Raw genomic sequence first — 23,891 nt, 5'->3', positions numbered from 1 at the left:
CTTAGTATTATTGTTGAGCAAAGCATAACAGGCCCCAAGACTATGATGAAAAAACTTTTTAGCTTACTGATAATCACACTCAGCTTGTCTTTTAGTATTTGTGCTAAACAAGTTGATACTCAGGACTCTAATTTATACCCAAGAGTACAACTTGAAACCAATTTAGGCACAATCGTTTTGGAGTTGAATCGTCGTAAAGCACCGATTACGGTAAAAAACTTTATTAGCTACGTGGTCAAGGGTGAATATAACAATACAATTTTTCATCGTGTTGTACCTGGCTTTGTTGCTCAAGGTGGTGGATATGATACTGAATTTAATGAACGTCCTTTGGGTGACAAAATATTTAACGAAAGTGGCAATGGATTAAAAAACGATCGCATGTCAATTGCCATGGCTCGAATGAGTGACCCACATTCAGCAATACGTCAGTTTTATTTTAATCTAAGCGACAACAACAATCTAAATCCAGGCAGAGATTGGGGTTATACCGTGTTTGGTTATGTAGAAAGTGGCGAAGAAGTGATCGAAAAAATCGCACAATCAGAAACGCACTATTCTTCAGAATTCGGTTCTGCTGATGTGCCAGTTAAACCAATCGTAATAAAAGTTGCAACTTTACTACCACAGAGCTAATTGCCGTCTATACTCAAAGAAATAGCAGCTAATGAGCCGAGTGTTGTGAAAGTCGAGCAATTCATTGAAATAAAATCTAAACAACTTGTTTTTTACGTTCGGGCGTTTTTAGCCCGACAAGTTGAATATGCTGAACTTGATATCTTTATTTGGGATATGCTCGAAGAATGGTCACAAGTCAAAGTTGAACAAAACGAGAGTTATTCTGAAAAAGAACGCGTTTTTTGGCACCTTATTCACCAAATTAGTTTTTGGCCAAAAGACACCCTGCTTACGGATACATTATTAATAGATGAATTAAGCATCTGTGCTGACTTTATCAATGGCCAAGGCGGTTTCCCAATGGATTGCATTGGCGTTCGCCCGTAAAGTTTTTTATTTTATAAACAGCACTTTGCACCGTCCCACATGTTTGATAGGCTTATATAATTACTGCCTTTCAATTAGATTTTAATGACATCTAACCAAACACTCAAAACCAGTTTAAATTACTTTAAAGACCGCAGACTGATCACAATCTTCTTTTTTGGTATCGCCAGTGGGTTTCCGTGGGTCCTAATTGGTTCAGCAATGAGCAGTTGGTTGAAGGAGGAAGGCTTCTCGCGCAGCAGCATAGGCTTATTTGGTTTAATATTTGTTGCCTATAGTATCAACTTTTTATGGTCACCGTTAGTCGATAGAGTCAAACTATATATCATTACGGCCAAACTCGGTCAACGCCGAAGTTGGATATTTTTAACTCAGTGCCTGTTAGTCTTGTTAACATTTCAGCTCAGTCAAACATCAATGCAACAAGATTTATCTAGCATCGCATTAATAGGTTTTTTGCTTGCTTTGTCTGGAGCCACCCAAGACATCGCAATTGATGCTTATCGAATTGATTTGCTCCAAGATAAAGACAGTAACTATATGGCGTCTGGTTCAGCTATGGCCACCTCTGGTTGGTGGACTGGCTATGCTGGCATTGGTGCGATTCCGTTTTATTTGGTTGACCATGCAGGTATTGGCTGGCAACAAGCATACTTATTTTTGGCTATCGTGATGGCGGTGTTAATGCTTAATACCTTGTTCGCACAAGAGCCGATGACCAATCGTAACCAAGTGCAATCTTCAATTCAAAACCAGTATCAAATGTCCATGCAAAACATTGGGCATATCAAGTTACTGTTTCCAATAATGTTGCTGTCAATTATTGGTTTAGTGTTATATGCAAATTTTGGTTACCCTGGATGGCCTAACAACGCTTTATGGCTGCCGCGCTTTATGGCTGCCGCCACTTGCCAGCGTTAGTGTGCTTATTGGTGTCATTATATGCATGTTAGTCATGTTGTTGAGTAAACTCAACTCCATCGCCAATACAACAAAGTTCGCCGATATAGCGCCATCACAGCCTAGTGGTGCGTTAAACCACATGTTAGCTTGGTTACTAACAACTATGGTTGCGCCTATTCAAGAGTTTTTCTCGCGCAATGGCTTTAAATTAGCATTAAGTTTATTGCTATTTATCTTTCTATTTAAGCTCGGTGAAGCTTATTTGGGGCGCATGTCTATCGTCTTTTATAAAGAGTTAGGTTTTAGCAATTCGGATATCGCAACCTACTCTAAAATGATTAACTGGTCAGTTACCATTATATTTTCACTTATTGGCAGTGTTTTCACTATTCGATTTGGTATTTTCAAAGGGTTATTCATCGGTGGTATTGCAATGTCTGCAAGTAATCTGCTATTTGCAGCTATGGCAATGGCTGGACCTAACAAAGCACTGTTTGCTTTTACTGTAATTGTTGACGGATTTACCTCTGCATGGGGCTCAGTCGCGTTTGTCGCTCTGTTATCAGTTTTATGCAATAAGTCATTTACAGCAAGCCAATATGCGCTGATGGCTTCTTTAGGTACTTTGGGACGGACACTCCTTGGTTCTTATTCTGGTGTTGTTGTCGACTGGCTAGAAGGCAATTGGGCAATATTCTTTGTCTTGACCTCTGTTATGGTGATACCAAGTCTGCTATTTTTATATTTAATCAAAGATTCAATTAATCAAATGATTGCATCGAATGAGCAACAGAATACAAATAAAATCTAAATACCCCTAACTATGGACAATCAGCCAGCTAAGTTTATGGGTTACAGAATAGAGTTGAGAAAATATGATCAGACTTTTCGCACTATTGCCACTTATCACTTTCGGACTATATTGGCTTTACCTTCGTAAAAGAGGCTACTCAATCAAACAAGGGAAAAAAGGGTTTTTGACCATATTCTGGTTTAACTTTGTTGTACTCGGATTTTTTACTCTAATGTATTTTGTAACCCGCATTGAATAGGGGTTACACAATGCAAAAAAGCCACTGAAAAGTGGCTTTTTTGTTGTGCTAATCGAGGTGCAATTCTAGCAGTTACTCTCGATTCGCTTCTAACTGTTCCGCTTGTCCAGTACCCGACGCAACCGTTTCGCCGTTGTGAGCGGTAGCAGTATTGAACATAGCTGTAATAGCCATAACTAATACAGCAAAAGCGACAGTTGTTAAACTAATTCCACGCGATGAATTATTCATTGCCTCACACCCAAATTATACAGCTAGTTTATTGTTATTTTTAGATTACAAGGTTATCCACAAGAACTATTAATAGCATCTAATGAACGACCCTCATGTTAGCTCACTTTTTAAGCGACAACAAGTATAAAAACATAAAAAATCAAGGATTTTTTACGCTAATTTTATCAATTATATCATCCACAGTTTTTCAAGAATGAATTTTAAACAACAAAGCTGCAAGCAGCTGTCATGTAAATACAATGGCGAATGTCGCACAGGTTAGATAGCAAATCACCACAATCGACAGATTTCAATATGCAAAGTTGGCATATCAGCATCTGCAAAAGCATTTACCTACTCAAGCTAGTTCAAGCTCGCGAAGGACAAGGCTAAAATCTCGCATCTTCAAGTGGTTTGGGTATATACTCTTCATAATGACGCAAACTCAGTAAACAAACACACTTTATGCGCTTAATACACTATACCCTAATAGGCATATTAATCGGTTTATTCGCCTTATCTATGTATAAATCAGATAACCCTCCCCCACCGAAAAACATTATTTTGGTTATAGGTGATGGCATGGGAGACAACTACTTATCGGCTTATCGCTATTGGAAAGCTCAATCAGCAAACAATGTATCCCCGACAATTTTTGACCAGTTATTAGTGGGTAAAAGTATGAGCTACCCAGACGATGACACCTTTGTAACCGACTCGGCAGCTGGCGCAACGGCATTCGCTGCGGCACAAAAGTCTTACAACGGGGCAATTTCGGTCAATAACGCTGGTGAAAGATTGGCGACCATACTTGAACAAGCGAAAAAACTAAACAAAACAACCGCAATAGTTGCAACATCAGAAGTCGTGCATGCAACTCCAGCCACTTTTTATGCACATCAAAAACACAGAAAGGACTATCCACAAATTGCCGATCAAATTGTTGATAACCAAATAAACAACCGACCAATCATAGATTTATTGTTAGGTGGTGGTCTTAGTTACTTGGCTCGAGAAGATAGAAACATTTTACAGGAGCTCGAGGCATTCGACTACCAGGTAAAAACCCAATGGGCAGAGCTCAATAGTATTACTCGTTTACCTGCTATCGGCGTATTTGCCAACAAGGGTTTGCAGTATGAAATTAATAGCCGACAACAAAGGCTACTAAACATGACTAAACTTGCTTTACAACGGCTTGAAACCGATGCTAACAGTCGTAAAAATGGCTTTTTTATGATGGTAGAAGCAAGTCAAATTGATTGGTGTGGCCATGCAAACGATATTGCTTGTGCGATGCACGAAATGCAAGATCTTGAAAGCACCCTAGCGATTCTCAAATCGTTTGTCGATGATAACCCAGATACGTTATTGGTCGTGACTGCGGATCATGAAACAGGTGGTTTGTCTGTTGGTGCAGATGGTCATTATAATTGGAAACCACAACTCATCAGTAACATTAATCTAAGCATAGATAAGTTAGCGGAAGCACTCGTGGAAAGCGAGCCTGACGAGATTTACCAAGTTTGGTTACAACACACTCAGTTGGAATTAAATTTTGCACAAATCGAAGTTTTAAAACGACTACACCAGAAAGATTTGGCGGCATTAGCTCGCTTTAGCCGACAAACGATAAATCGTATGAGTTTGACTGGGTGGACATCCGGAGGGCATACAGCAGCAGATGTGCCAGTTCTAGCCTACGGCGCTGGTGCCAATCAGTTTGCTGGATTTAACGACAATGCCGAAATTGGCAAAATTCTCCTAACTATCCTCAACACCAATGACTAGAGGTTAACTAAATTAGACATATTTCCTTTGTGAGATATGTCTAACAAAGTTTGTAATTCCGTTCTGCTATCTAGTTAAGTAAATACACCCATCTTTGTTTTCTCTAATACCATTAGCTAAAAAATTGACTAACAAAATCATATAGCTCCCTGTTGATAGGTTAAATATATCCGAGTCAGTAGCCCATTTATCTGACCCGTCTATTTTATCTTAAACACCATTGGCTAAATTAGCTTTGCACTCTTCTTCTTATAAACCTAACACGGGAGGTTAGCATGTTACGAAGAATCAGATTAACAGCATCCGCGCTAATAACGTTAATGGCGTGCATCACAACAACTCAGTTTACCTTTGCTCAGGCAGTTAAAGTTAATTTCAACCCAAACAGTGAGTTGTCACAATTTACCCAAGTTTTATTAACCGCAGCTTTAGATAGTCATCCGAAATACTCGGTAAATGGCCATTACACCAACCACCCAATTAAGCGTGACCTCGACATGCTCAGATTCAATGAACTGGATATTGTCTGGCACCCGACCAACCATGAACTGGAGCAAGAATTTTTAGCCATCCGAATTCCAATTACCCAAGGATTATTGGGCTTCCAAAGCATTGTAGTGAAAAAACAGCGTTTACCTGAATTCAATTTAACTAACCAAAGACGTTTGCTTGCCAGCTTAGTTTTTGGAGCGGCTCGTGGCACTGGCGACCACCAAATATATTCTTCAGCAGGTTTAACTGGCGTGTACTCGAGTAATGAAAATACCCTAGTGCATATGCTGGAGGGTGACCGCTTTGATTATTTGCCAACCAGTACACACAGAGCACATAGACTTGTTGCAGATAACCCCGAGTTAAATTTGACCATAGTGCCAAATTTAGTTGTGTCGTTTGTTAAACCTATTTATTTTTTTGTAAACCGAAACAATCCTAGATTAGCCAGTGTACTCGCAGAGCAAATCGAAACCCTGATCACCAAGGGTGATTTGGATGAGCTACTTCACCAACAGGCATTTGCGGCACACACGATTAATAAGCTTTCAAATGAAAAATTAGTCGCCATAGAACTGGTAAACCCAGCGCTACCCGAAGAAACACCTCTAGCAAATAGTCGTTATTGGTATCAATTCAACAGCGACACGAGCACTGACAAAGCGGAAACGTTATTGAGTTCGTTGTAATGTAATTACTTTTCTTTAAAATGCACTGACACAAACAGACGAACAACAGAGCAGACTGATGATAGATTTATACTGTGAGCGCACCGACTCCAGCTTTTGGTCAGAGCCACTTAACGCATTGACTAACTTTGCATTTATCATCGCCTCTGCGATTGCATTAAACTTGTGGCGGCAATGCAAGGCTCAGATAAGTCAAAGCGACAGTATTGTTTTGGCTGCCATGGCAATCAATATTGGCTTAATAGGATTAGGTAGCTTTTTATTTCATACCCTTGCGACGCAATGGGCCATGTTTGCCGATGTGATACCAATTTACATCTATAAAGTTGCTTTGCTACTGCTCTACCCTTGTATCGTTTTAAACTATAGCTGGCGCGCTTCATTAGGTTTGTTTGTATTGTTTATCGCTTCTACGTATGCGGTAAAATTTTTACCGCTTGATCTCAACGGTTCGCAAATGTATCTACCAGCAATTACTATGCTCGTTTTATTTGCACTGTTACATAAACATAAAAGCCAAAAATATGATGTTCCTTTGTTATTAGCCAACCTGTTTTTTGTTATCTCTATAACGCTGCGCAGCATTGACAATTTAATTTGCCAATATTGGCCGGTCGGTAGCCATTTTGGATGGCACTTATGCAACGGTTTTGTATTGTTTTACACGTGGAAAAGCATCTATCAAGCAATTATGGCTAAACGAGCGGCGGATATTTAACTAAATCTCTTCATTGTTATCAGTTGTTGTTCTAGTATTAGAAGCAAACTCTAATTTAACTGCCCCATCCCAAGGAAACTTGATGTTTGTAGAAGATATCGAAAAACTGGAGAAATTTTACGATCTTGCAATTGAATATTTAGTCACCTACAGCTTTCAATTGCTTGCAGCTGTCATTATATTTTTGCTCTTTCTTTTGCTTGCAAACAAAGTAGGCAAATTACTCAACCAAACCTTAGTCAGCAAAAAAGTAGATATAACCCTCAGTCAATTTTTAGCCAATTTGGTTAAATTCATTATATTGGCAGCGGGTTGCATAGTCGCTTTGGGCAAAATTGGCATTAGCATTACCCCATTTGTAGCGGCAATTGGTGCTGCTTCTTTAGGCGCTGGTTTAGCCTTGCAAGGTATGTTGTCGAATTATGGTGCAGGTTTAGCCATCATTCTAACTCGCCCATTTACCTTAGGGAATACCATAACAATACGAGATATCACAGGTGTAGTTAAAGAAGTTAAGCTGGCGTCAACCATATTGGTCAACGAAGAAGAAGAGGATATTATTATTCCAAATAAATTTTTGATCGGTGACGTTTTACACAACTCGTATCAAAACAAGTTAGTTGATACCCGCATTGGCGTCAGTTATGACTCAGATGTCAAATTAGCAATAAAATTAATTTCAGACATACTTGAAGAATTTTCAGGTGTCGATAACTCCAAACCAGCTCAAATCGGCATCGATGAATTCGCCGACAGCTCTATTAATATAGGCGTGCGTTATTGGGCAACAACTCAAAGTTACTACGACATAAAGTATCAAGTGAATATGGCAATATTCGAAGCTTTAACACTACATAATATAAAAATTCCGTTCCCGCAAAGAGAGATAAAAATATTAAATGGTGAACTGAAATAAACTTGGGTTGGTATAGGTCTATATATCAACAAGGATTTCGATACGGTTACATTATGAAAATACGCAGGTCTAATCGAAGTCAGTTCAAAGACTGGCAAATCACTGACGAACATACGTTCAATAATAGACGTTTGCTACTAAAAAGTTTGGGTATTGGTAGTAGCGCACTACTTGCTGGCCAAGCCCAAGCTAGTTTATTTGACTGGCTTAAAGATGAGCCTACGGCAAAAAAGCAGCGCAAGCTACAAACACTCAAATACAGTAAAAGTCGCGAGAGTGAGTTGATTTTAACCCCAGAAGAAAAGGTCACGACGTACAATAATTTTTATGAATTTGGCACGGCTAAACAAGACCCAGCTGAATACGCACACACGTTGACAGTTAACCCTTGGCAGGTCGAAATCACCGGACTCGTTGAAAATCCGCTAAAACTTAATTATGAAGATTTGTTTAATACGTTTGATTTGGAAGAACGCATTTATCGCCTAAGATGTGTAGAAGCCTGGTCTATGGTCATCCCTTGGGTTGGTTTTTCGTTAAACAAACTGCTTGAAAAAGCCCAGCCAAAATCCACCGCTCAATACGTAGCTTTTGAAACTTTAAACCGCCCCAGCGAAATGCGCGGCCAATCAAGTCGGTTTATCGGTGGCAACATAAGTTACCCATACATTGAAGGCTTGCGTTTAGATGAAGCCATGCATCCTTTAACCTTAATGGCCGTCGGTTTATATGGCAAAGCCCTACCCAATCAAAATGGCGCGCCCATTCGTTTAGTGGTCCCGTGGAAATATGGCTTTAAAAGCATCAAATCTGTTGTCAAAATTCACTTAACGGCGACGCAACCACAAACCACGTGGAATCTTGCAGCGGCTAACGAGTATGGCTTTTATGCAAATGTAAATCCGAAGGTCGACCACCCAAGGTGGAGCCAAGCACAAGAGCGAGTTATTACCTCAGGTGGCATTTTTAACCAACAACATCAACCAACACAAATGTTTAATGGTTATGCACAAGAAGTCGCTCACCTATACAAAGATATGGATTTAACCAAGTATTTCTAATGATAGTTAAATGCGCAATTCACCTAATACTGTTAGGGTGGGCAGTTTCAGTATTTTGGTTGGCGAGCCAAGACGCGTTAGGCGCCGATCCAGTTAAAGCGATTATTCATTTTTATGGTATTGGCGCTCTCAATTTACTTGTTTTAACGTTAGTGATTTCACCTGCTGCTCGCAAATTTAAACTGTCGGTGCTGATGCGCCAGCGTCGCCTGATAGGCCTTTATTGTTTTGCTTATGCTTGCATGCATATCATTTGTTACTGGTGGCTTGAACTGAATTTTTCGCCAGCATCTTTTGTCGATGAATTAGTTAAACGCCCATATATTTGGCTAGGTATGTTGGGGTTTGTTATTTTACTCACGTTAGCCGCCACTTCCCCACATAAAGCTAAATTACGCTTAGGTCGCAGGTGGCAAACCGTGCATAACTTTATATATTTAGCCAGTATTCTAGTCTGGTTGCATTTCTTTTTATCACGCAAAGCCGATATTCTTGAACCTGGCCTATACGCTTTAACAATTCTATTGCTACTCAGCTTTAGATATCGCAAGCTACAACGCTGGTATAAAAATAGACCTAAGTAACTCGCTAAAGAAAACCTCCTACTAACCGATAACAGTGTAAAGGTCGCAGCTGACCAATCTGTTGTGTTTATTTCAAGGTTGTAGGAGAAATAGAATGGAAAAAATAAAAATACTGTTCACTGCCATTATTGTATTAATTTCGGCTAGTCACCTATCAGGTTGTAAACAAGCTTCTGCCTATACACAAGTGTCTAACAATCCTCCTACTGAGCAGTTATCTAAACAAACTATCAATCAGGTTAAGCATACTTTTCATGCCAGCTTTGTTTATGGAGATTGGCGCTTTCAAGGTGTACAAGTTGTTAAAGACAGTATCAATGCATATATTCAAATCCCAGACAAACTCGATATGGCGGAAAAACAACAAAAGGCCTACATCCAGCAAGTTATTTGCCCTTCAGCCCAACATGCACAAATGTGGTTAAGTATTAAAAACCATCCATTGTGGGTTCACCTGTACACCCATGATAAAAGATATGGTGTTTACGCTGAGTGCACTAACCCTCACGCATAAAAATTGCTAAACTTGCCCCATCATTAAACCCATGGAAATATGATGGCAACAAAAGCAATTCTGATAACAGGCTGTTCATCCGGCATTGGCTTACATTGTGCGTTAGAGCTGCAACGTGAGGGCTACCAAGTATTGGCTACCGCACGGCAAACTCAAGATGTTGATAAACTAATAGAACTTGGGTTGACCGCCCATCAACTTGATTTGGCCGATCCTGCCAGCGTTGAGGCTGGGTTTAATTGGGCAGTCAATCAAGCTGAAGATGGTATTTACGCATTGTTTAACAATGGAGCCTACGCCTTACCTGGCGCGCTTGAAGATGTTACACGAGCCCAATTAAAGTGCTTATTTGAAACCAATGTGTTTGGCTGGCATCAGTTAACCAATCTCTGCATCGAACACATGCTTGAACACAAACAGGGAAGAATCATTCAAAATAGTAGTGTTTTAGGGCTAGTCGCAATGAAATTTAGAGGTGCTTATAATGCGTCTAAATATGCAATTGAAGGGTTGTCAGATACACTTAGATTGGAATTGAGGCATACCAATATTTACATTAGTCTCATCGAACCTGGACCAATCTTAAGCAAATTTAGAGCAAACGCATTGATGCAATTTGAACAAAATATTGATGTTAATAACAGCCGTTTTGCACAGACTTATCAAAAAATGCTCTCTCGACTAAAAAAAGAAGGCCCGGGTATGGCATTCACTGAAGGTCCAGAATCTGTGTTAAAACGAGTCCGGCACGCACTGAACGCTAAACAACCACAAGCACGTTATTACGTAACTAAACCAACCTACTTTATTGGTTTGATGCGCCGAATTTTACCCACAAAATGGCTAGACCAGCTAGTTAAGAATTTCTAATAAACCTGGACTCTGGATAACAAGTTAGCTAACACACTGTAAGTAATAGAAAAGTCTATTTGTAATCATTCTAGGGAGATAGTTATTCTTAGAACAAGGCGAATTCAACGCAGTTATGAGGATAAATAGCCTCTAGAAAGCAAGTAGTTATCCAGAGTTCAGGTTAATAATCAAAGGTATCACGCAGATGGCAAAGAAAAAGTCTAAAGGCTCAACAGGCCTAAACCGCAAAAACACTGAAAATTTTATCGAAAAATATCAAAGCAAGGCTGATGTGGTGTTACACGAATCTGGTTTAATGTATCGTGTAATAGACACATCAGCACAAACAAACAAGACATCCCCTACCGCGGATTCGTATGTTAAAATCCATCAACGTATATTGCTTGCTGATGGCTCAGTTATTGCTGATAGCTACAAAGCAAATTTACCCGAAGAATTATATGTCGCCGAGGCCATTGCGGGTTTGCAGATTGGGCTGCTCTTAATGAAAGTCGGAGAGCGATTTGAGATAGTCGTTCCACCTGATTTAGCTTGGGGTAAAAAGGGAAATGGCGGAAAAATAGGCCCAAATGCGGTGCTGATTTTTGACGTTAGATTACTTGCTTGTTAGCTGCTAATGTTTGCGTTTGAACACCTGAACACTGGTTAAACTCATTGGTAACAGTATGTTTCATTAACCAGAGTTCAGGCTGAGAGGCACTATTTAATTGCGGTTGGCTTTTCAAATAAATGCATATAAGGCTTGGTCGAATTATCTATAAATTTATACAGCGACTCTTCATCAATCGGCTGACTAAATAAATATCCTTGGCCAATTTGACAATGATTCTGTACTAAAAATTCGACGTGCTCAGCAGTTTCAACCCCTTCTGCAATTACTTTCATATTTAATTTATGCGCCAACGCGATAATAGCATCTGAAATTGCCATATCATCAGTATCATCTGGAATATCTTTAATAAAAGCCCTATCGACTTTCAAAGTATCAACTGGGAATTTTTTCAGATAGCTCAACGATGAATATCCTGTTCCAAAGTCGTCAATCGACATTTGTACGCCCAACGCTTTAATGTCATCTAGTTGATGTAACGCCTCGTTTATATCGCCCATTAACATAGATTCGGTGATTTCGATATCCAACCACTCTGGTTTTATTCTTGCGTTGATAATGCTGCTTTTTATCACTTTAGCAACGCTTTTATCTTTAAACTGGCGAGCAGATAAATTAACAGCAACGGTATAGTTTTCGTTGTATCTATGGTTTAGTCTCGCGATAAACATACTGGCTTCAGCTAAGACCCACTCACCCAATTCAACAATTAAACCAGATTGTTCTGCAACAGGAATAAATATAGCTGGTGAAACCATCCCTCGCTCAGGATGATTCCAACGAATTAGTGCCTCAAACCCAAACAGTTTCCCTGTTTTTAAATCAATTTGCGGTTGGTAGAATAATTGGAATTGGTACTCTCTAAGGGCAACTCGTAATTCACTCTCAATCAGCAGGCTTTCTTGCACTGCTTTATCTAAATCATCAGTGAAGAAATAGTGGGTACTTCGTCCAGCCGCTTTGGCTCGATACATAGCCAAATCAGCATTACGCAATAAAGTTTCAATGCTCATGGCATCTTTGGGCGACATGGTAATACCAATACTGGCACTCACCAACACTTCAGCACCAGACAATTGCACTGGTTCACGAATCACATTTTGTATGTCAGTGGCCATCGCACTGGCTCGCTCTACCGTTGCAACGCCACTTAAAATAACAGCAAACTCATCGCCGCCTAATCTTGCAATTGTATCTTCTGCTCTTAATCGTCTAACCAAGCGACGAGCAATTTCAATAAGCAACTCATCTCCGGCTTCATGGCCTAATGTATCGTTTACCCGCTTAAATTGGTCTAAATCAAAATAAAATAATGCAAATGCAAAATGTCCACGTTTGGTCATTTCTAACGACTTGGTGAGCTGAGCTTTGAAAAAGGTGCGGTTATATAAATCAGTCAGCGGATCATGATAAGCAAGTTTCTCCATTTCCCGCTGGTTGTCTTTCATCATTGAAATATCTTGGGTGGCTGAAACAAAATGCTTACCACCATTAACATCTTCGGTCATCGGCGAAAAAGTCTGAGCCACCCATACTTCGCTACCGTTTGAGTGAACCATAAGAAGTTCACCTTTCCATGCATGGCCAAGTTGCAATTGCTCAAAAGCTGCGTCTAACATCCATGCCATATGTTGATCAAAAACAATCTTAAGGTGATTACCAATTAACTCGTCTTCTTCACGACCACACATTTCGACAAATTTGGGGTTAACAAACTCAATCTCAAATTTATCATTAGTGATAGCGATAGCCGTTTCACTGTGCTTAACCGCATTAGAAAGTTTTACAGCTGCAAGCTCGGCCAATTCTTTTTCTTTTATTTTTTCATTTAACCCATCAATTAAGCTATTAACCTCTCCCGACAACGCATTGATTGAACGCGCTACAACACCAATTTCGTCTTTCTCTTCAAGCAAGTGTCCTAAGTCGATTTGTCCCTGTTGATGTTTTGACAACGCCTGGGTAACAGTTTTAAGCCGCTTTAAAATGGTCTCGTTTAATAGCCAATAAATTAGCAGCGCAAACACAAACGCCGCGGCCGCGAACCCCAAATACAACTTTTTATTATAACTGGCTAAATAACTGTTTACTGAATCTGAAACATCCACCACTGCTATGTACCAGTTCAAAGAAGCAATATTGCCAACCGCTACGGGAAATTGATGATCAACCATAAAGACTTTTTCACCGCGAAAGCGCCCATTCACTAGCGCTTCTCTGATAATTTTTTGGCTAAAGTCTGGCGCATTCTGAAAATTATTTAATTGAGTACTCAGACGAGCATGCTGAGAGGTTATAACTTTATTAAACTTGGGGTGAAAAATTAGGTTGCCTTTATTGTCAAAAATAAACACCTCTTGACCAACTAACCCTCGAACATTTTGACTCACTAATTGAGTAACGTTATCCAATACGAAGTCAGCGCCAGCAACCCCAACAAAATTTCCATCAAGGTAAACCGGAATAACCAGCGTTGTCATCCAAGTATTTTGAATATCGTCATAATAAACTGGTGTCCAAACAGGTTGGCGTGTTGGGTTATACGTGGGGGTGCCAACTTTATAAAATATGTCTTTATCAAAAGAATGTTTGGCGGGCAAATCTGTTGCTAGTTTAGCCGGATAAGTCACCGCAAATTGCTGCTTGCCAATAAAATAGTATCCACTAAATTGCGCTGCAATTGGCGTCGCCAATCTAGGCCAATGCGCGTTTAAAAAATTGGCTAAAGCAATCAGTTGTGCATCTAGTTTACTTTTGTCTGAGTAGTAAATGGCTGAATCTATACTCGCGTGAATGCCAGTTGCAGATGCTGGCTCGGTGGCACTGATATCTTGCGCATAAAAATCGGCTATCAATTGACTCAATTGTTGATGGCTATATGAACCCAATGACACCAGGTGCGCCAAATGTTGATTTAGCATATCTGCTTGAAGCAGCGCTATTTGTCTTGCCTCGTCGTGTGCACTTTGACTTAAATAGCTATTTTGGTCTTTTGACAACAAAAAACCACCGACCATACCAAGTGCTAAACATGACACCAGCACAGCCAATGTAGCTTTGATCGAAAGCGAATGAAAAACCTTAGCTTTAATCCATTGCATGGAAAGCCGAAACCTCTTATTGTTATTGAGCATTCCGTTACTCTGGTTGTACCAGTCTAGTTTGATAAACTTTACTAGACCACCCCATGTTATTAATAATTATATGTTAGTGTAGCCTAACGGATTTTTCCGCCAATTTGTGACTCTTATAGCATTTTATCGGCTAAAAACGCTAATTATTTATATTCATTGTTGATTTATCAAGTAATAACCACTTGGTATTTGTTTAATCAATGCTAACACTGCTAAAATTAGCAGCAAATTTTATCCAGCAACGTTTAATCAATCTAGGAATTTATATGGCTCAGTATGTATATACAATGAACCAGGTGAGCAAAATTGTGCCACCAAAACGTGAAATACTAAAAAACATAAATTTGTGCTTTTTCCCAGGTGCAAAAATTGGTGTTTTAGGTCTGAATGGTGCGGGTAAATCAACCTTACTACGTATCATGGCAGGTATAGATACAGAGATTGAAGGTGAAGCAAGACCTCAACCCGATCTAAAAATTGGATATTTGCCACAAGAGCCACAACTTGACCCATCTAAAAACGTGCGAGAAAACATTGAAGAAGCGATTGCCGAAGTTAAAGACGCAATTAGCAAACTTGATCAGGTTTATGCGGCTTACGCTGAACCAGATGCTGATTTTGATGCACTCGCAGCAGAGCAAGCAAAATTGGAAAACATCATCCAAAGCCACGACGGACACAACATAGAAAACATGCTCGAACGCGCCGCTGATGCGCTTAGACTGCCACCTTGGGAAGCAGAAGTAACTAAGCTGTCAGGTGGTGAAAGACGCCGAGTTGCGCTTTGTCGTTTATTACTTGAAAAACCAGATATGTTATTGCTGGATGAGCCAACTAACCACTTAGATGCAGAATCGGTAGCTTGGTTAGAGCGCTTCTTGCACGACTACGAAGGTACTGTTGTGGCCATAACCCATGATAGATACTTTTTAGATAATGTTGCTGGTTGGATATTAGAGCTTGATAGAGGCCATGGTATTCCATGGGAAGGCAACTACTCTTCTTGGTTAGAGCAAAAAGATGCGCGTTTAGAGCAAGAAGAACGCGCTGAAAATGCGCGCAAACGTTCAATTAAACAAGAGCTTGAATGGGTGCGTAGCAACCCGAAAGGACGCCAAGCAAAAAGTAAAGCGCGTATGGCTAGATTTGAAGAGCTTAACAACCAAGATTTTCAGCGCCGCAATGAAACCAATGAATTATATATTCCACCTGGAGAGCGTTTAGGTGACAAGGTCATTGAAGTACAGAACCTGAAAAAGTCTTATGGGGATCGCGTATTAATTGATGATTTGTCTTTCAGCATGCCAAAAGGCGCAATTGTTGGCATTATCGGTCCAAACGGCGCGGGTAAGTCGACTTTATTCCGTATGCTATCTGGCACAGAGCAACCAGACAGTGGCGAGATCGTCTTAGGTGACACGGTAAAACTATCGAGTGTTGATCAATTCAGAGATGATATGAATGACGACAACACAGTCTGGCAAGAAATTTCAGAAGGACAAGATATCATTACTATCGGTAGCTTTGAAATCAATAGTCGTGCCTATGTCAGTCGATTCAACTTTAAAGGAACCGATCAACAAAAACGTATCGGCGAACTATCTGGTGGTGAGCGAAACCGTGTTCATTTAGCCAAGCTGTTAAAAGCCGGTGGTAATGTTTTATTACTGGACGAACCGACGAATGACCTCGACGTTGAAACACTACGTGCGCTGGAAAATGCCCTACTCGACTTCCCTGGGTGCGCCATGGTAATTTCGCATGACCGTTGGTTTTTAGACCGTATAGCCACACACATTCTCGATTATCGAGATGAAGGTAAAGTTAATTTCTATGAAGGTAACTACACAGACTATGAAGCTTGGTTGAAAGAAACCTTAGGCGAAGAGGCTGTGCTCAACCCTCATCGTATTAAATACAAAAAAATTAACTAATATTCCAATAAACAACGGCAGTAAGACTGCCGTTTTTTATTTTATAAGCTATATTAACAGCATAGTTATTTAATCAGAGCGGTTTATATGGACGAAAGAAGGCATTTCACACGTATTTTTTTTGCTATTCCAGCACAATTGAGCAACAAGCAAAATTGCTGGGATGTTAATTTGATCGATTTGTCCTTAAAAGGTGCGCTGGTTTCGTTACCTGAAAATAACCAACAAGCCAATCTCCAATCGCAATCAGAGCAAACGAATTTCGAGCTGATTTTTGAACTGCCTAATTCCGATGTCACGATAGAAATGCAAGTGACAATTGCCCACATTGCACAAAGTTATATTGGATTGGAGTGTAAGCAGATCGACATTGATAGTGCAGCTCATCTAAAACGATTACTGCAGCTGAACATGGCAGATGAGACTTTACTTAGCAGAGAGCTAGAAAATTTGATTCATTAAAGTTCAGACGGCTCACGGCCAGTCTGAACTTAGTCTTTACTTCAAGCTTATCTTTAGATTTAAGCTTGAGTATCTACGCTAGAAGCAGCAGATACAATCACCATAGCAGGTCGCAATAAACGACCGTTTAAAGTATATCCCTTTTGTAAACAATCGATAATTGCGTTTGGTGCTACATCTGGGTTAGGAATCATTGACATTGCTTGGTGTAGTTCAGGATTTAATGCTTCACCTTGTTGTGGCGCAACGACTTCTACACCAAATTTAGCTAGCGTTGCATCAAAGCTCTTTAACGTAAGCTCAACACCTTCAATCATAGGGACCAAAGCTTCGTTTTCTTTGTCGGCGGCTTGTAACGCTCGCTCTAAGTTATCAGCCACTGGCAATAACTCGTTAGAAAATTTCTCTAATGCAAATTTGTGTGCCTTTTCTACGTCCTGCGCTGCACGACGGCGAACATTTTCAACTTCAGCTTTTGCTCTGACAACTGAATCTTGTTGCTCTTGGATTTTTGCTTGGGCTGCTGCTAACTGAGCTTCAAGCTCTTGAACTTGACTGTTATCACTAGCCTGTTCTGATGCTTCACTTGCTTGCGCCTCTACTTCAGCTTCATTTTGTTCATTTACGTCTTCTACTTGAACATCTTGCTGTTCATTGCTCATACTATTACTCCAAAACAGATTGTTAGATCGGGCCAAGGCCGTAACACTGCTTTGCAATATAAGGGCAAATAAATATGAATCAAGCCTTTAATCACCAGTTAATCAATAAATTTATTAAACAATTTACCAAATCGGCGATATTTGTACTTGTTGATATTTACGACTGAGTTAGAATTTACAAAAGCTTACAATATCTTAGAGCAAATTAATGACGTCAGTTTTCAAAAAAGTCGGCCTAGTTGGCAAAGCCAACCATCCTGATACAACAACAACTTTAATCGGCGTATGCCAATTTTTACAGCAGCAAGGCTGTCAGGTATATGTTGAACAAAAAGTCGGGCATGATGTTGAATTAGACAATGTTGAACAATTAACCCTGTTAGAACTCGGACAAATATGTGATTTAGCCATTGTGATTGGCGGCGATGGCAATATGTTGGGTGCCGCTAGAGTTCTTTCACGTTTTGATACTGCTGTGATTGGAATCAACCGAGGCAACTTAGGTTTTTTAACTGACATAAACCCAGAGGCATTTGAGAGCGCCCTAACCCAAGTATTAAAAGGTAATTTTTCAATTGAAGAACGCTTTTTATTAGAAGTGACAGTGCATCGCCATGGTGAAGTTAAAAGCGTCAACAGTGCAGTAAACGAGGCGGTATTGCACTCAGACAAAGTCGCACACATGATAGAGTTCGAAGTCTACATTAATGACAAATTTGTCTTTAGTCAGCGTGCGGACGGCTTAATCATGTCAACGCCAACTGGTTCGACTGCTTATTCATTATCTGGTGGCGGCCCCATTCTAACGCCCAACCTAAATGCAATATGTTTATTGCCTATGTTTCCACACTCTTTAACGAATCGCCCTTTGGTTGTGGATGCAAATTCTACAATTCAGCTAGTTGTACCAAATCGCTCGCAGGCACAGCTAGGTGTTACTTGTGATGGCCATGTAACTTTGCCGGTTTTACCAGGTGATGAAATACGCATTCAAAAACACCCTGACTTGCTCAAATTGCTTCATCCTAAAGACTATAATTATTTTAACGTATTGCGTCGTAAACTGAACTGGGGCAGTAAACTATATTGAGGTAGAGGTTGGGCTCAGCCGCATTAAGCGCCAATAAGCAATGGGCATAAGAACAAAGAAGCACCTGCATGCAAGTGCTTCTTTTATTAGGTTAGTTACATAGCTAATAAAGCTTTAGTCACACGTTCAAATAACGCTTTGTCTTGTGCTTGCACCGGCCCTAAGCTCAGCCAATCGTGTAACAACTGTATGCCCGAAGGGGTTTCTCCATCATTAAGCTTTTCAGACAACAATTGCACCTGAATTTCCATTTTTCGATTGGCGTCTTGCACGGGCGGCTCAATGCCTGCAATGATCTCCATTCGAATCGCTAAATCTCGACGCTGCTCGCTGGCATCACCTGTAGCTGGGCTATTTTGTGCCAGTTCAATCGCATTAACCAACAAACTTGGTAGTTGATTTAGCGCAGCTTCATCCACTGTGCCTGAGTTGACATATCCCTCAAGACTCACCAGCCAGTTTTGCAAATTTTGCTGTTCAACATTTTGCTTCAAATCGGCAATGCGCTTCTGGCATGAATCGATTAGTTGATTGATTTGCTTGTGCAAACGTTTAGCTTGGCCAGGGCTGCACTGCTCTACCGACACAGCTTTAACTTGCTCTAATTTGCTATAACAGAGTTCAAGCGTTGCACCATCTAACTCGCCAGCAATCGTATCAAGCTCAGATTTGATTGATTCAAAAGCGACTTGCTGCTTATCTTTTTCCGCTTGATAATCAGCTTGTTTTTTATTGAAGACCGTATCGTTAATTGCTCTGAACTGACCCCAGAGCTTATTCTCGGTATTCGCACCCGCAAAACCAATATTTTTCCATTGTTGCTGTAGCGCTTTAAGCTTTTCGCTCGCTTGGTTTAAATCTTCTGATTGTGCACATTCTTGTGCCTGTTCAATAAGCGACTTTTTCTGCTGCGCATTGTCATTGTGGAAGGTATTTATACGGGCTCTAAGTGGTCGGATAATATCAAAAAACGCCTGACTGACTTTGGCATATTCGCTACGCTCAACACTGCCAGCTTTGTTCCAGGCATTTTGCAATCGAGTCAACGCTTTGGCCAATTCAGCATAATCACCATTATTTTCAAAAGCTTGCTTAGCCGCTTTGGCATCATCTACCAATTGATTTCTGGCGGCTAAATTTGCTGCGCGTTGTGCTTCTAACTCTGCAAACTTCTCACGACATGGTGCGAATGCTTTTTCAACAACAATATCAAAGGCTTCATTTAACTGGCTATTTTCTTCAGAATCTGTATTACCCAACAACCGCCAAGTGTGTCTTGCCAACTTAATTTGTTTGGCACGCTCATGCACGTCTTGCATTGGTTGTGCAACTAAAGCGTCCATCTCTGCGACGAGTTCACGTTTACGTGGCAAACCAATGTAAGACTTCCAACCTTCCAATTCATTAATTTCTTCGTTTAACCGCTGATGTTCTCGTTCTATTTTGCTATAGCTTTTGCTAGTTAGACCGTCAATACCTTCAGAAATTTTTCTAAACAGACCTAAAGCAACGTTATAGCGACCTGATTTAATCAGCCTATCGAGTTCACGCATTTGCCCTTTGAGCTGTTTAATCGCAGAGTTTTGTTGGCTACTAAAGGATTTTAATCCATTCTTCCACTCGTTAATCAGCGTTTGACTACTTTCATTCAGCTCTACTGGCAGATCGAATAACATTGATTTTCGCAGCTTTTTCCAATCATCAAACCAGCTGTCGAACTGCTCTTGCGCTTGGTCAAAGTCGCCGATTTCTTGTGGCAATGTCCACTGATTTAATTGAGTGACAGCTCGAGTCGCAAGGGCCACTTGCTCTGCAAACTCAGGCAAATGCGCCGCATTTTGCTCAATACCATTCAACTGATTGAATAATTGCTCAGTTACTCGTCCGCCAATATGGTCTTGACTCAACAAACTTTTTGCATCACTGATAAGTTTAACAATGTCGTCTAGTTCAGCATCACCTTCATTTGCGATTGCATTTGCAACTTTATCTTGAATAGTTTGGATTGCTTGCTGAACTTGCTGTTGAATTTGCTGTTGTTGAGCAAGCGCGGCTTCGGCTTGTTGTGCTTTGTTATATTCCACTTCAAGTTGAGCCAAACTAGATTGGAACTTATCTGAAATTTGGGCAAATTTATTTGTCAGAGTTAACTGCTCTTCTTCAGGCAAGCAGGTTAATTCTGTGCTAACTAACTGCCATTGTTGCAATAACGCTTCACCAGTAGATTTTACTTGCAGGTAATCAGTTTTGTCTTTTAACGCCAACAGCTTACTTAATAATAAGCTCGCGTCTTTACGTATTTTCGCTGGTTTTTCCGCTGCGGCTTTTAGTTCTGCTAGTTTTTCACTTGCCCAAGATTTAACTTTTGAATGTTTGGCTTTTTGCGCTATTTTTTCCAATTGCTTGCTATCAGCAATAGATTGGGCACATATTAAAGCAACTTCTTCATTGTTATCTCGAATTGCTAAATCATAATTTAAACTGGCTTTGTCTAAACGTTTAATTACTTGAACTCTTAAATTGTGATCATCGCCTCGGCGCGCATAATCCTCGAGTAAAGGCATATGATTGCACTTGGCTAGGTATTGCTCTTTGTCATTTTGACTAAGGTCGACACCTTGATTAAACAGCATCAACTTAACTTTTTCTAACGCCAATTTTTGAAGTTTGACATCACTGTCGTGGCGCATCGCTTTATCCCAACTCGCAAGTGTATTGAGTTTTTCTAAAGCGTGTTTTCTTACATCGGTATCAATGTCTTTCGCGGCCACCTGTTCTAAAATAGATGAGTCGGCTAACTTTTGAATTGCTTGTAAACGCACTTGTGCATCTTTGTGCTGCCATTTAGGCTGGAATAATTGTTTAAATATCATCATGCTTAAACCGTACTATAGTATCTTCTGCAAAGCTTTTTTTGAGTTCTGAACGTGATTTTTCAACAACGTTTCCATCAGCCCCGACCGTAAACAGCTGGTCAGAATTTAAATGTTTTGCTTGCCAAGCCATAATGGCTTGCAACATATTTTCTCGCTGGGCACTGTCAACGACTCGCCCATCTTGCCACTTACCCGTTTCTACCGCTTCACATAGTGACTGGTAGACAGTTTCTGGCATGTTATCAATCAAATCTAAAAAGTTCATACTTGCTTTTCACGTTTAAACATCATAATTCGAATTCGGGTGACAACGTACCACACCAAACCCACTAAAGCGACGACTTGAGAGGCGATTTTATCATGCCCCATGCCAGATTCAGCATACCAGCTTGAATACGCAAGCCCGCCAATAAACAGAATTAAAGCTAAAAACGAATGGGTTATAAGAGAGGAGCTTTTTTTAATTCTATGTATTCTTCGCTGCGTTGATAACTTTTCTGGATCATCAACCAATACATGCTCGCAGTGCTGGCATGTTTGAGCTTTGTCTGAAATGCGTTTCCCACACTGGGGACAAGGAACTAACGCCATCAATTCACCTTTTGTTCACTTTTTTGTTGAGTTTGTTTTATATCTTTGTGTAGCAGCAAAATTGCAAATAAATTTGGTAATGTCATAAATGCGACTGCGACTGCAGCTAAATTCCATATTAATGTTGTGTCTGCTATCGCCGCTACGAAAAAACCGAGTATATAACTAATTCGAAAATAAATGACAGAGCCATTTCCGAATAAATATACCATAGCGCGGTCACCATAATAACTCCATGATATGGAGGTAGAGAAGGCAAATAACAAGATCGAAAATGTCACTATATATTGCCCCCAGTCACCAAACCATCCTTGATTAAATGCTTTGGCTGTCAGTGCAGTTGAGTGAATCAGCGATAACCCATTGATATCAACATGGTTAGGGGTTATTTTGCCTGCTTTAACTTCTATTTCACCTGAGTATAACTGACCACTTGGGTTAGAAAATGTAACAGCCTCGGCAATTGATCTGGCGTGAATTAACGTCACACTGTCATTAACCAGCACACCATTTTCAACCTGTAGTTTGCCTGAATAAAGTTCAACCTCACTGTTTTGTTGGTTTAACCAAGCAAATAATTGTTGTTTATCTTTTGCATCATTTTCAACATACTTTTGCGACAATACATAGGTATCCGAGTAGGCAAATTTATTTTGATGTTTTTGATGCCATACATTAGATGACAAAATAACCAACCCCGTGATTGTGCATAAAATAATGGTATCGATAAAAGGCTCTAATAAAGCGACCTTACCTTCATCAACTGGCTGAGTTGTTTTAGCGCTGGCATGGGCAATTGGTGAAGAGCCCGCGCCAGCTTCGTTCGAAAATAACCCTCTGTTGACACCCCGACTAAACGCAAAAGCAAAACTTGCGCCTAAAAAGCCACCTACAGCAGCACTACCGGTAAAGACCCCAGATACGATTGCTTGTAAGCTAGGTAGAATATTGTCCGCCTGATAAGTTGCTACAGCTAAACCACCAATAATATATAAAGCTGCCATAAAAGGGACTATTTTCGCGGTTACTTTAGCAATACGTTGAATGCCACCAATAATCACCAAAGCCAACAAAATAGCTAATACTCCACCAGTCACAGCTGGTTGCAGCGCAAAAGTTGCTTGCATCGCTTGTGCTATATTATTTATCTGCGGCATTGCGCCAATACCAAACGCACTGACAACCGCTGCAATAGCAAAAATAATCGCTAGCCATCGCATGTTTAGTTTACGGTCCATATAATACATAGGGCCACCCGCAAAACTACCGTCCGCAGTTTGCACTCGATACTTATGCGACAGTGTTACTTCAACATATTTAGTCGCCATGCCAACAAATGCTGTCATCCACATCCAAAAAAGCGCAGCAGGCCCACCTAAATAAATGGCCAAACCGACCCCACCAATGTTACCAGTCCCGACTGTGCCAGACAGTGCCGTAGTTAATGCTTGAAAATGAGAAGTATCACCAGGTGTGTTTTCTTGGCTGCGACGAAATAAACACTGCCAACTAGAACGGAAATAACGCAGTTGTGGAAACTTAAGATAAATGGTGAAAAATGCACCAACACACAACAACACATATGGGAAGTATGCTGCACTGCCCAATAGGCTATCTAATAAAAGTAGAAATTGATTTAAGCTTTCCATAATAAGTGTTTAACCTTGTTATAATTTTCTCTTAGCAAAGTATACCCGAGTTTTAGAGATTATTTGTCAATA

At 40.2% G+C, this 23,891-nt stretch carries 22 protein-coding genes and 1 pseudogene; 16 read left to right on the top strand and 7 right to left on the bottom strand.

Features of this window, described 5'->3' with window-relative positions:
- Positions 1–45 precede the first annotated feature (45 nt).
- The 4 genes and pseudogenes from DS2_RS00730 to DS2_RS00715 all read left to right on the top strand — a co-directional run.
- On the top strand, positions 46–636 hold the full coding sequence (locus DS2_RS00730) for a peptidylprolyl isomerase (protein ID WP_035012659.1): 591 nt from the start codon (positions 46–48) through the stop codon (positions 634–636).
- A 45-nt stretch (positions 637–681) separates the two neighbouring features.
- Complete coding sequence (locus DS2_RS00725; RefSeq protein ID WP_035012850.1) at positions 682–1,005, top strand: hypothetical protein; 324 nt, start codon at positions 682–684, stop codon at positions 1,003–1,005.
- A gap of 84 nt (positions 1,006–1,089) precedes the next feature.
- A complete protein-coding gene (locus tag DS2_RS00720; protein WP_051479488.1) occupies positions 1,090–1,926 on the top strand; it encodes a hypothetical protein in 837 nt (278 codons plus the stop codon).
- A 118-nt stretch (positions 1,927–2,044) separates the two neighbouring features.
- Positions 2,045–2,719, top strand: a pseudogene (locus tag DS2_RS00715) (MFS transporter permease); the annotation flags it as partial.
- 313 nt (positions 2,720–3,032) lie between these two features.
- On the opposite strand, the gene DS2_RS20515 reads toward DS2_RS00715, so the two are convergent.
- Entirely contained in the window at positions 3,033–3,191 is a 159-nt protein-coding gene (locus tag DS2_RS20515) for a hypothetical protein (protein WP_160168524.1), read from the bottom strand.
- A 447-nt stretch (positions 3,192–3,638) separates the two neighbouring features.
- Here DS2_RS20515 and DS2_RS00710 point away from each other — a divergent pair, with 447 nt between their 5' ends.
- The 9 genes from DS2_RS00710 (at position 3,639) to DS2_RS00670 (ending at position 11,421) form a co-directional block, all read left to right on the top strand.
- Positions 3,639–4,964, top strand: coding sequence for an alkaline phosphatase (locus DS2_RS00710; RefSeq protein ID WP_035012658.1), 1,326 nt, complete (start codon positions 3,639–3,641; stop codon positions 4,962–4,964).
- A gap of 275 nt (positions 4,965–5,239) precedes the next feature.
- The gene (locus DS2_RS00705; protein WP_081754141.1) at positions 5,240–6,145 is read left to right on the top strand and encodes a transporter substrate-binding domain-containing protein; all 906 of its coding nucleotides are present in this window, start codon (positions 5,240–5,242) and stop codon (positions 6,143–6,145) included.
- Between the two features lie 58 nt (positions 6,146–6,203).
- A complete protein-coding gene (locus tag DS2_RS00700) occupies positions 6,204–6,863 on the top strand; it encodes a ceramidase domain-containing protein (RefSeq protein WP_035012656.1) in 660 nt (219 codons plus the stop codon).
- Positions 6,864–6,945: 82 nt separating this feature from the next.
- Positions 6,946–7,779, top strand: a complete 834-nt coding sequence (locus tag DS2_RS00695) for a mechanosensitive ion channel family protein (RefSeq protein ID WP_035012655.1) — start codon at positions 6,946–6,948, stop codon at positions 7,777–7,779.
- Positions 7,780–7,832: 53 nt separating this feature from the next.
- Entirely contained in the window at positions 7,833–8,840 is a 1,008-nt protein-coding gene (msrP, locus tag DS2_RS00690; RefSeq protein ID WP_035012654.1) for a protein-methionine-sulfoxide reductase catalytic subunit MsrP, read from the top strand.
- On the top strand, positions 8,840–9,424 hold the full coding sequence (locus DS2_RS00685; protein ID WP_035012653.1) for a protein-methionine-sulfoxide reductase heme-binding subunit MsrQ: 585 nt from the start codon (positions 8,840–8,842) through the stop codon (positions 9,422–9,424). The genes msrP and DS2_RS00685 overlap by 1 nt, the downstream gene beginning before the upstream one ends.
- A gap of 94 nt (positions 9,425–9,518) precedes the next feature.
- On the top strand, positions 9,519–9,938 hold the full coding sequence (locus DS2_RS00680; RefSeq protein WP_035012652.1) for a hypothetical protein: 420 nt from the start codon (positions 9,519–9,521) through the stop codon (positions 9,936–9,938).
- 42 nt (positions 9,939–9,980) lie between these two features.
- Positions 9,981–10,808 (top strand): SDR family NAD(P)-dependent oxidoreductase, encoded by an 828-nt coding sequence (locus DS2_RS00675; RefSeq protein WP_035012651.1) that lies wholly within the window; start codon positions 9,981–9,983, stop codon positions 10,806–10,808.
- Between the two features lie 166 nt (positions 10,809–10,974).
- Positions 10,975–11,421 carry an FKBP-type peptidyl-prolyl cis-trans isomerase gene (locus tag DS2_RS00670; RefSeq protein WP_326979536.1) on the top strand — a complete coding sequence of 149 codons (447 nt, stop codon included), beginning with the start codon at positions 10,975–10,977 and terminating at the stop codon, positions 11,419–11,421.
- An 89-nt stretch (positions 11,422–11,510) separates the two neighbouring features.
- On the opposite strand, the gene DS2_RS00665 is transcribed toward DS2_RS00670, so the two are convergent.
- Entirely contained in the window at positions 11,511–14,522 is a 3,012-nt protein-coding gene (locus DS2_RS00665; protein WP_051479485.1) for an EAL domain-containing protein, read from the bottom strand.
- 299 nt (positions 14,523–14,821) lie between these two features.
- On the opposite strand from DS2_RS00665, the gene ettA reads away from it, so the two are divergent.
- Both ettA and DS2_RS00655 read left to right on the top strand, forming a co-directional pair.
- A complete protein-coding gene (gene ettA, locus DS2_RS00660) occupies positions 14,822–16,489 on the top strand; it encodes an energy-dependent translational throttle protein EttA (protein WP_035012845.1) in 1,668 nt (555 codons plus the stop codon).
- Between the two features lie 87 nt (positions 16,490–16,576).
- The gene (locus tag DS2_RS00655) at positions 16,577–16,951 is read left to right on the top strand and encodes a PilZ domain-containing protein (RefSeq protein WP_035012649.1); all 375 of its coding nucleotides are present in this window, start codon (positions 16,577–16,579) and stop codon (positions 16,949–16,951) included.
- Positions 16,952–17,010: 59 nt separating this feature from the next.
- Here the strand turns inward: DS2_RS00655 and grpE are convergent, their stop codons facing one another.
- Positions 17,011–17,613 (bottom strand): nucleotide exchange factor GrpE, encoded by a 603-nt coding sequence (gene grpE / locus DS2_RS00650; RefSeq protein ID WP_035012648.1) that lies wholly within the window; start codon positions 17,611–17,613, stop codon positions 17,011–17,013.
- Positions 17,614–17,821: 208 nt separating this feature from the next.
- On the opposite strand from grpE, the gene nadK reads away from it, so the two are divergent.
- The gene (gene nadK, locus DS2_RS00645; protein ID WP_035012647.1) at positions 17,822–18,703 is read left to right on the top strand and encodes an NAD(+) kinase; all 882 of its coding nucleotides are present in this window, start codon (positions 17,822–17,824) and stop codon (positions 18,701–18,703) included.
- Positions 18,704–18,798: 95 nt separating this feature from the next.
- Here nadK and DS2_RS00640 read toward each other — a convergent pair whose 3' ends face one another.
- From DS2_RS00640 to DS2_RS00625, 4 genes are read right to left on the bottom strand one after another with little or no spacing between them, the layout of a single operon-like run.
- Positions 18,799–21,579: a DUF349 domain-containing protein gene (locus DS2_RS00640; RefSeq protein WP_081754139.1), complete on the bottom strand. Its 2,781-nt coding sequence runs from the start codon at positions 21,577–21,579 to the stop codon at positions 18,799–18,801.
- Entirely contained in the window at positions 21,566–21,844 is a 279-nt protein-coding gene (locus DS2_RS00635; protein ID WP_035012645.1) for a YeaC family protein, read from the bottom strand. Before DS2_RS00635 ends, DS2_RS00640 begins: the two co-directional genes overlap by 14 nt.
- Entirely contained in the window at positions 21,841–22,170 is a 330-nt protein-coding gene (locus tag DS2_RS00630) for a zinc ribbon domain-containing protein (protein ID WP_035012644.1), read from the bottom strand. The genes DS2_RS00635 and DS2_RS00630 overlap by 4 nt, the downstream gene beginning before the upstream one ends.
- Positions 22,170–23,819 (bottom strand): alanine/glycine:cation symporter family protein, encoded by a 1,650-nt coding sequence (locus tag DS2_RS00625; protein ID WP_035012642.1) that lies wholly within the window; start codon positions 23,817–23,819, stop codon positions 22,170–22,172. Before DS2_RS00625 ends, DS2_RS00630 begins: the two co-directional genes overlap by 1 nt.
- Between the last annotated feature and the right edge of the window lie 72 nt (positions 23,820–23,891).

Origin of the sequence: Catenovulum agarivorans DS-2 (assembly GCF_000568405.1) — a bacterium.
GTDB lineage: Bacteria > Pseudomonadota > Gammaproteobacteria > Enterobacterales > Alteromonadaceae > Catenovulum > Catenovulum agarivorans_A.
This window is presented reverse-complemented; position numbering and strand designations above follow the sequence as displayed.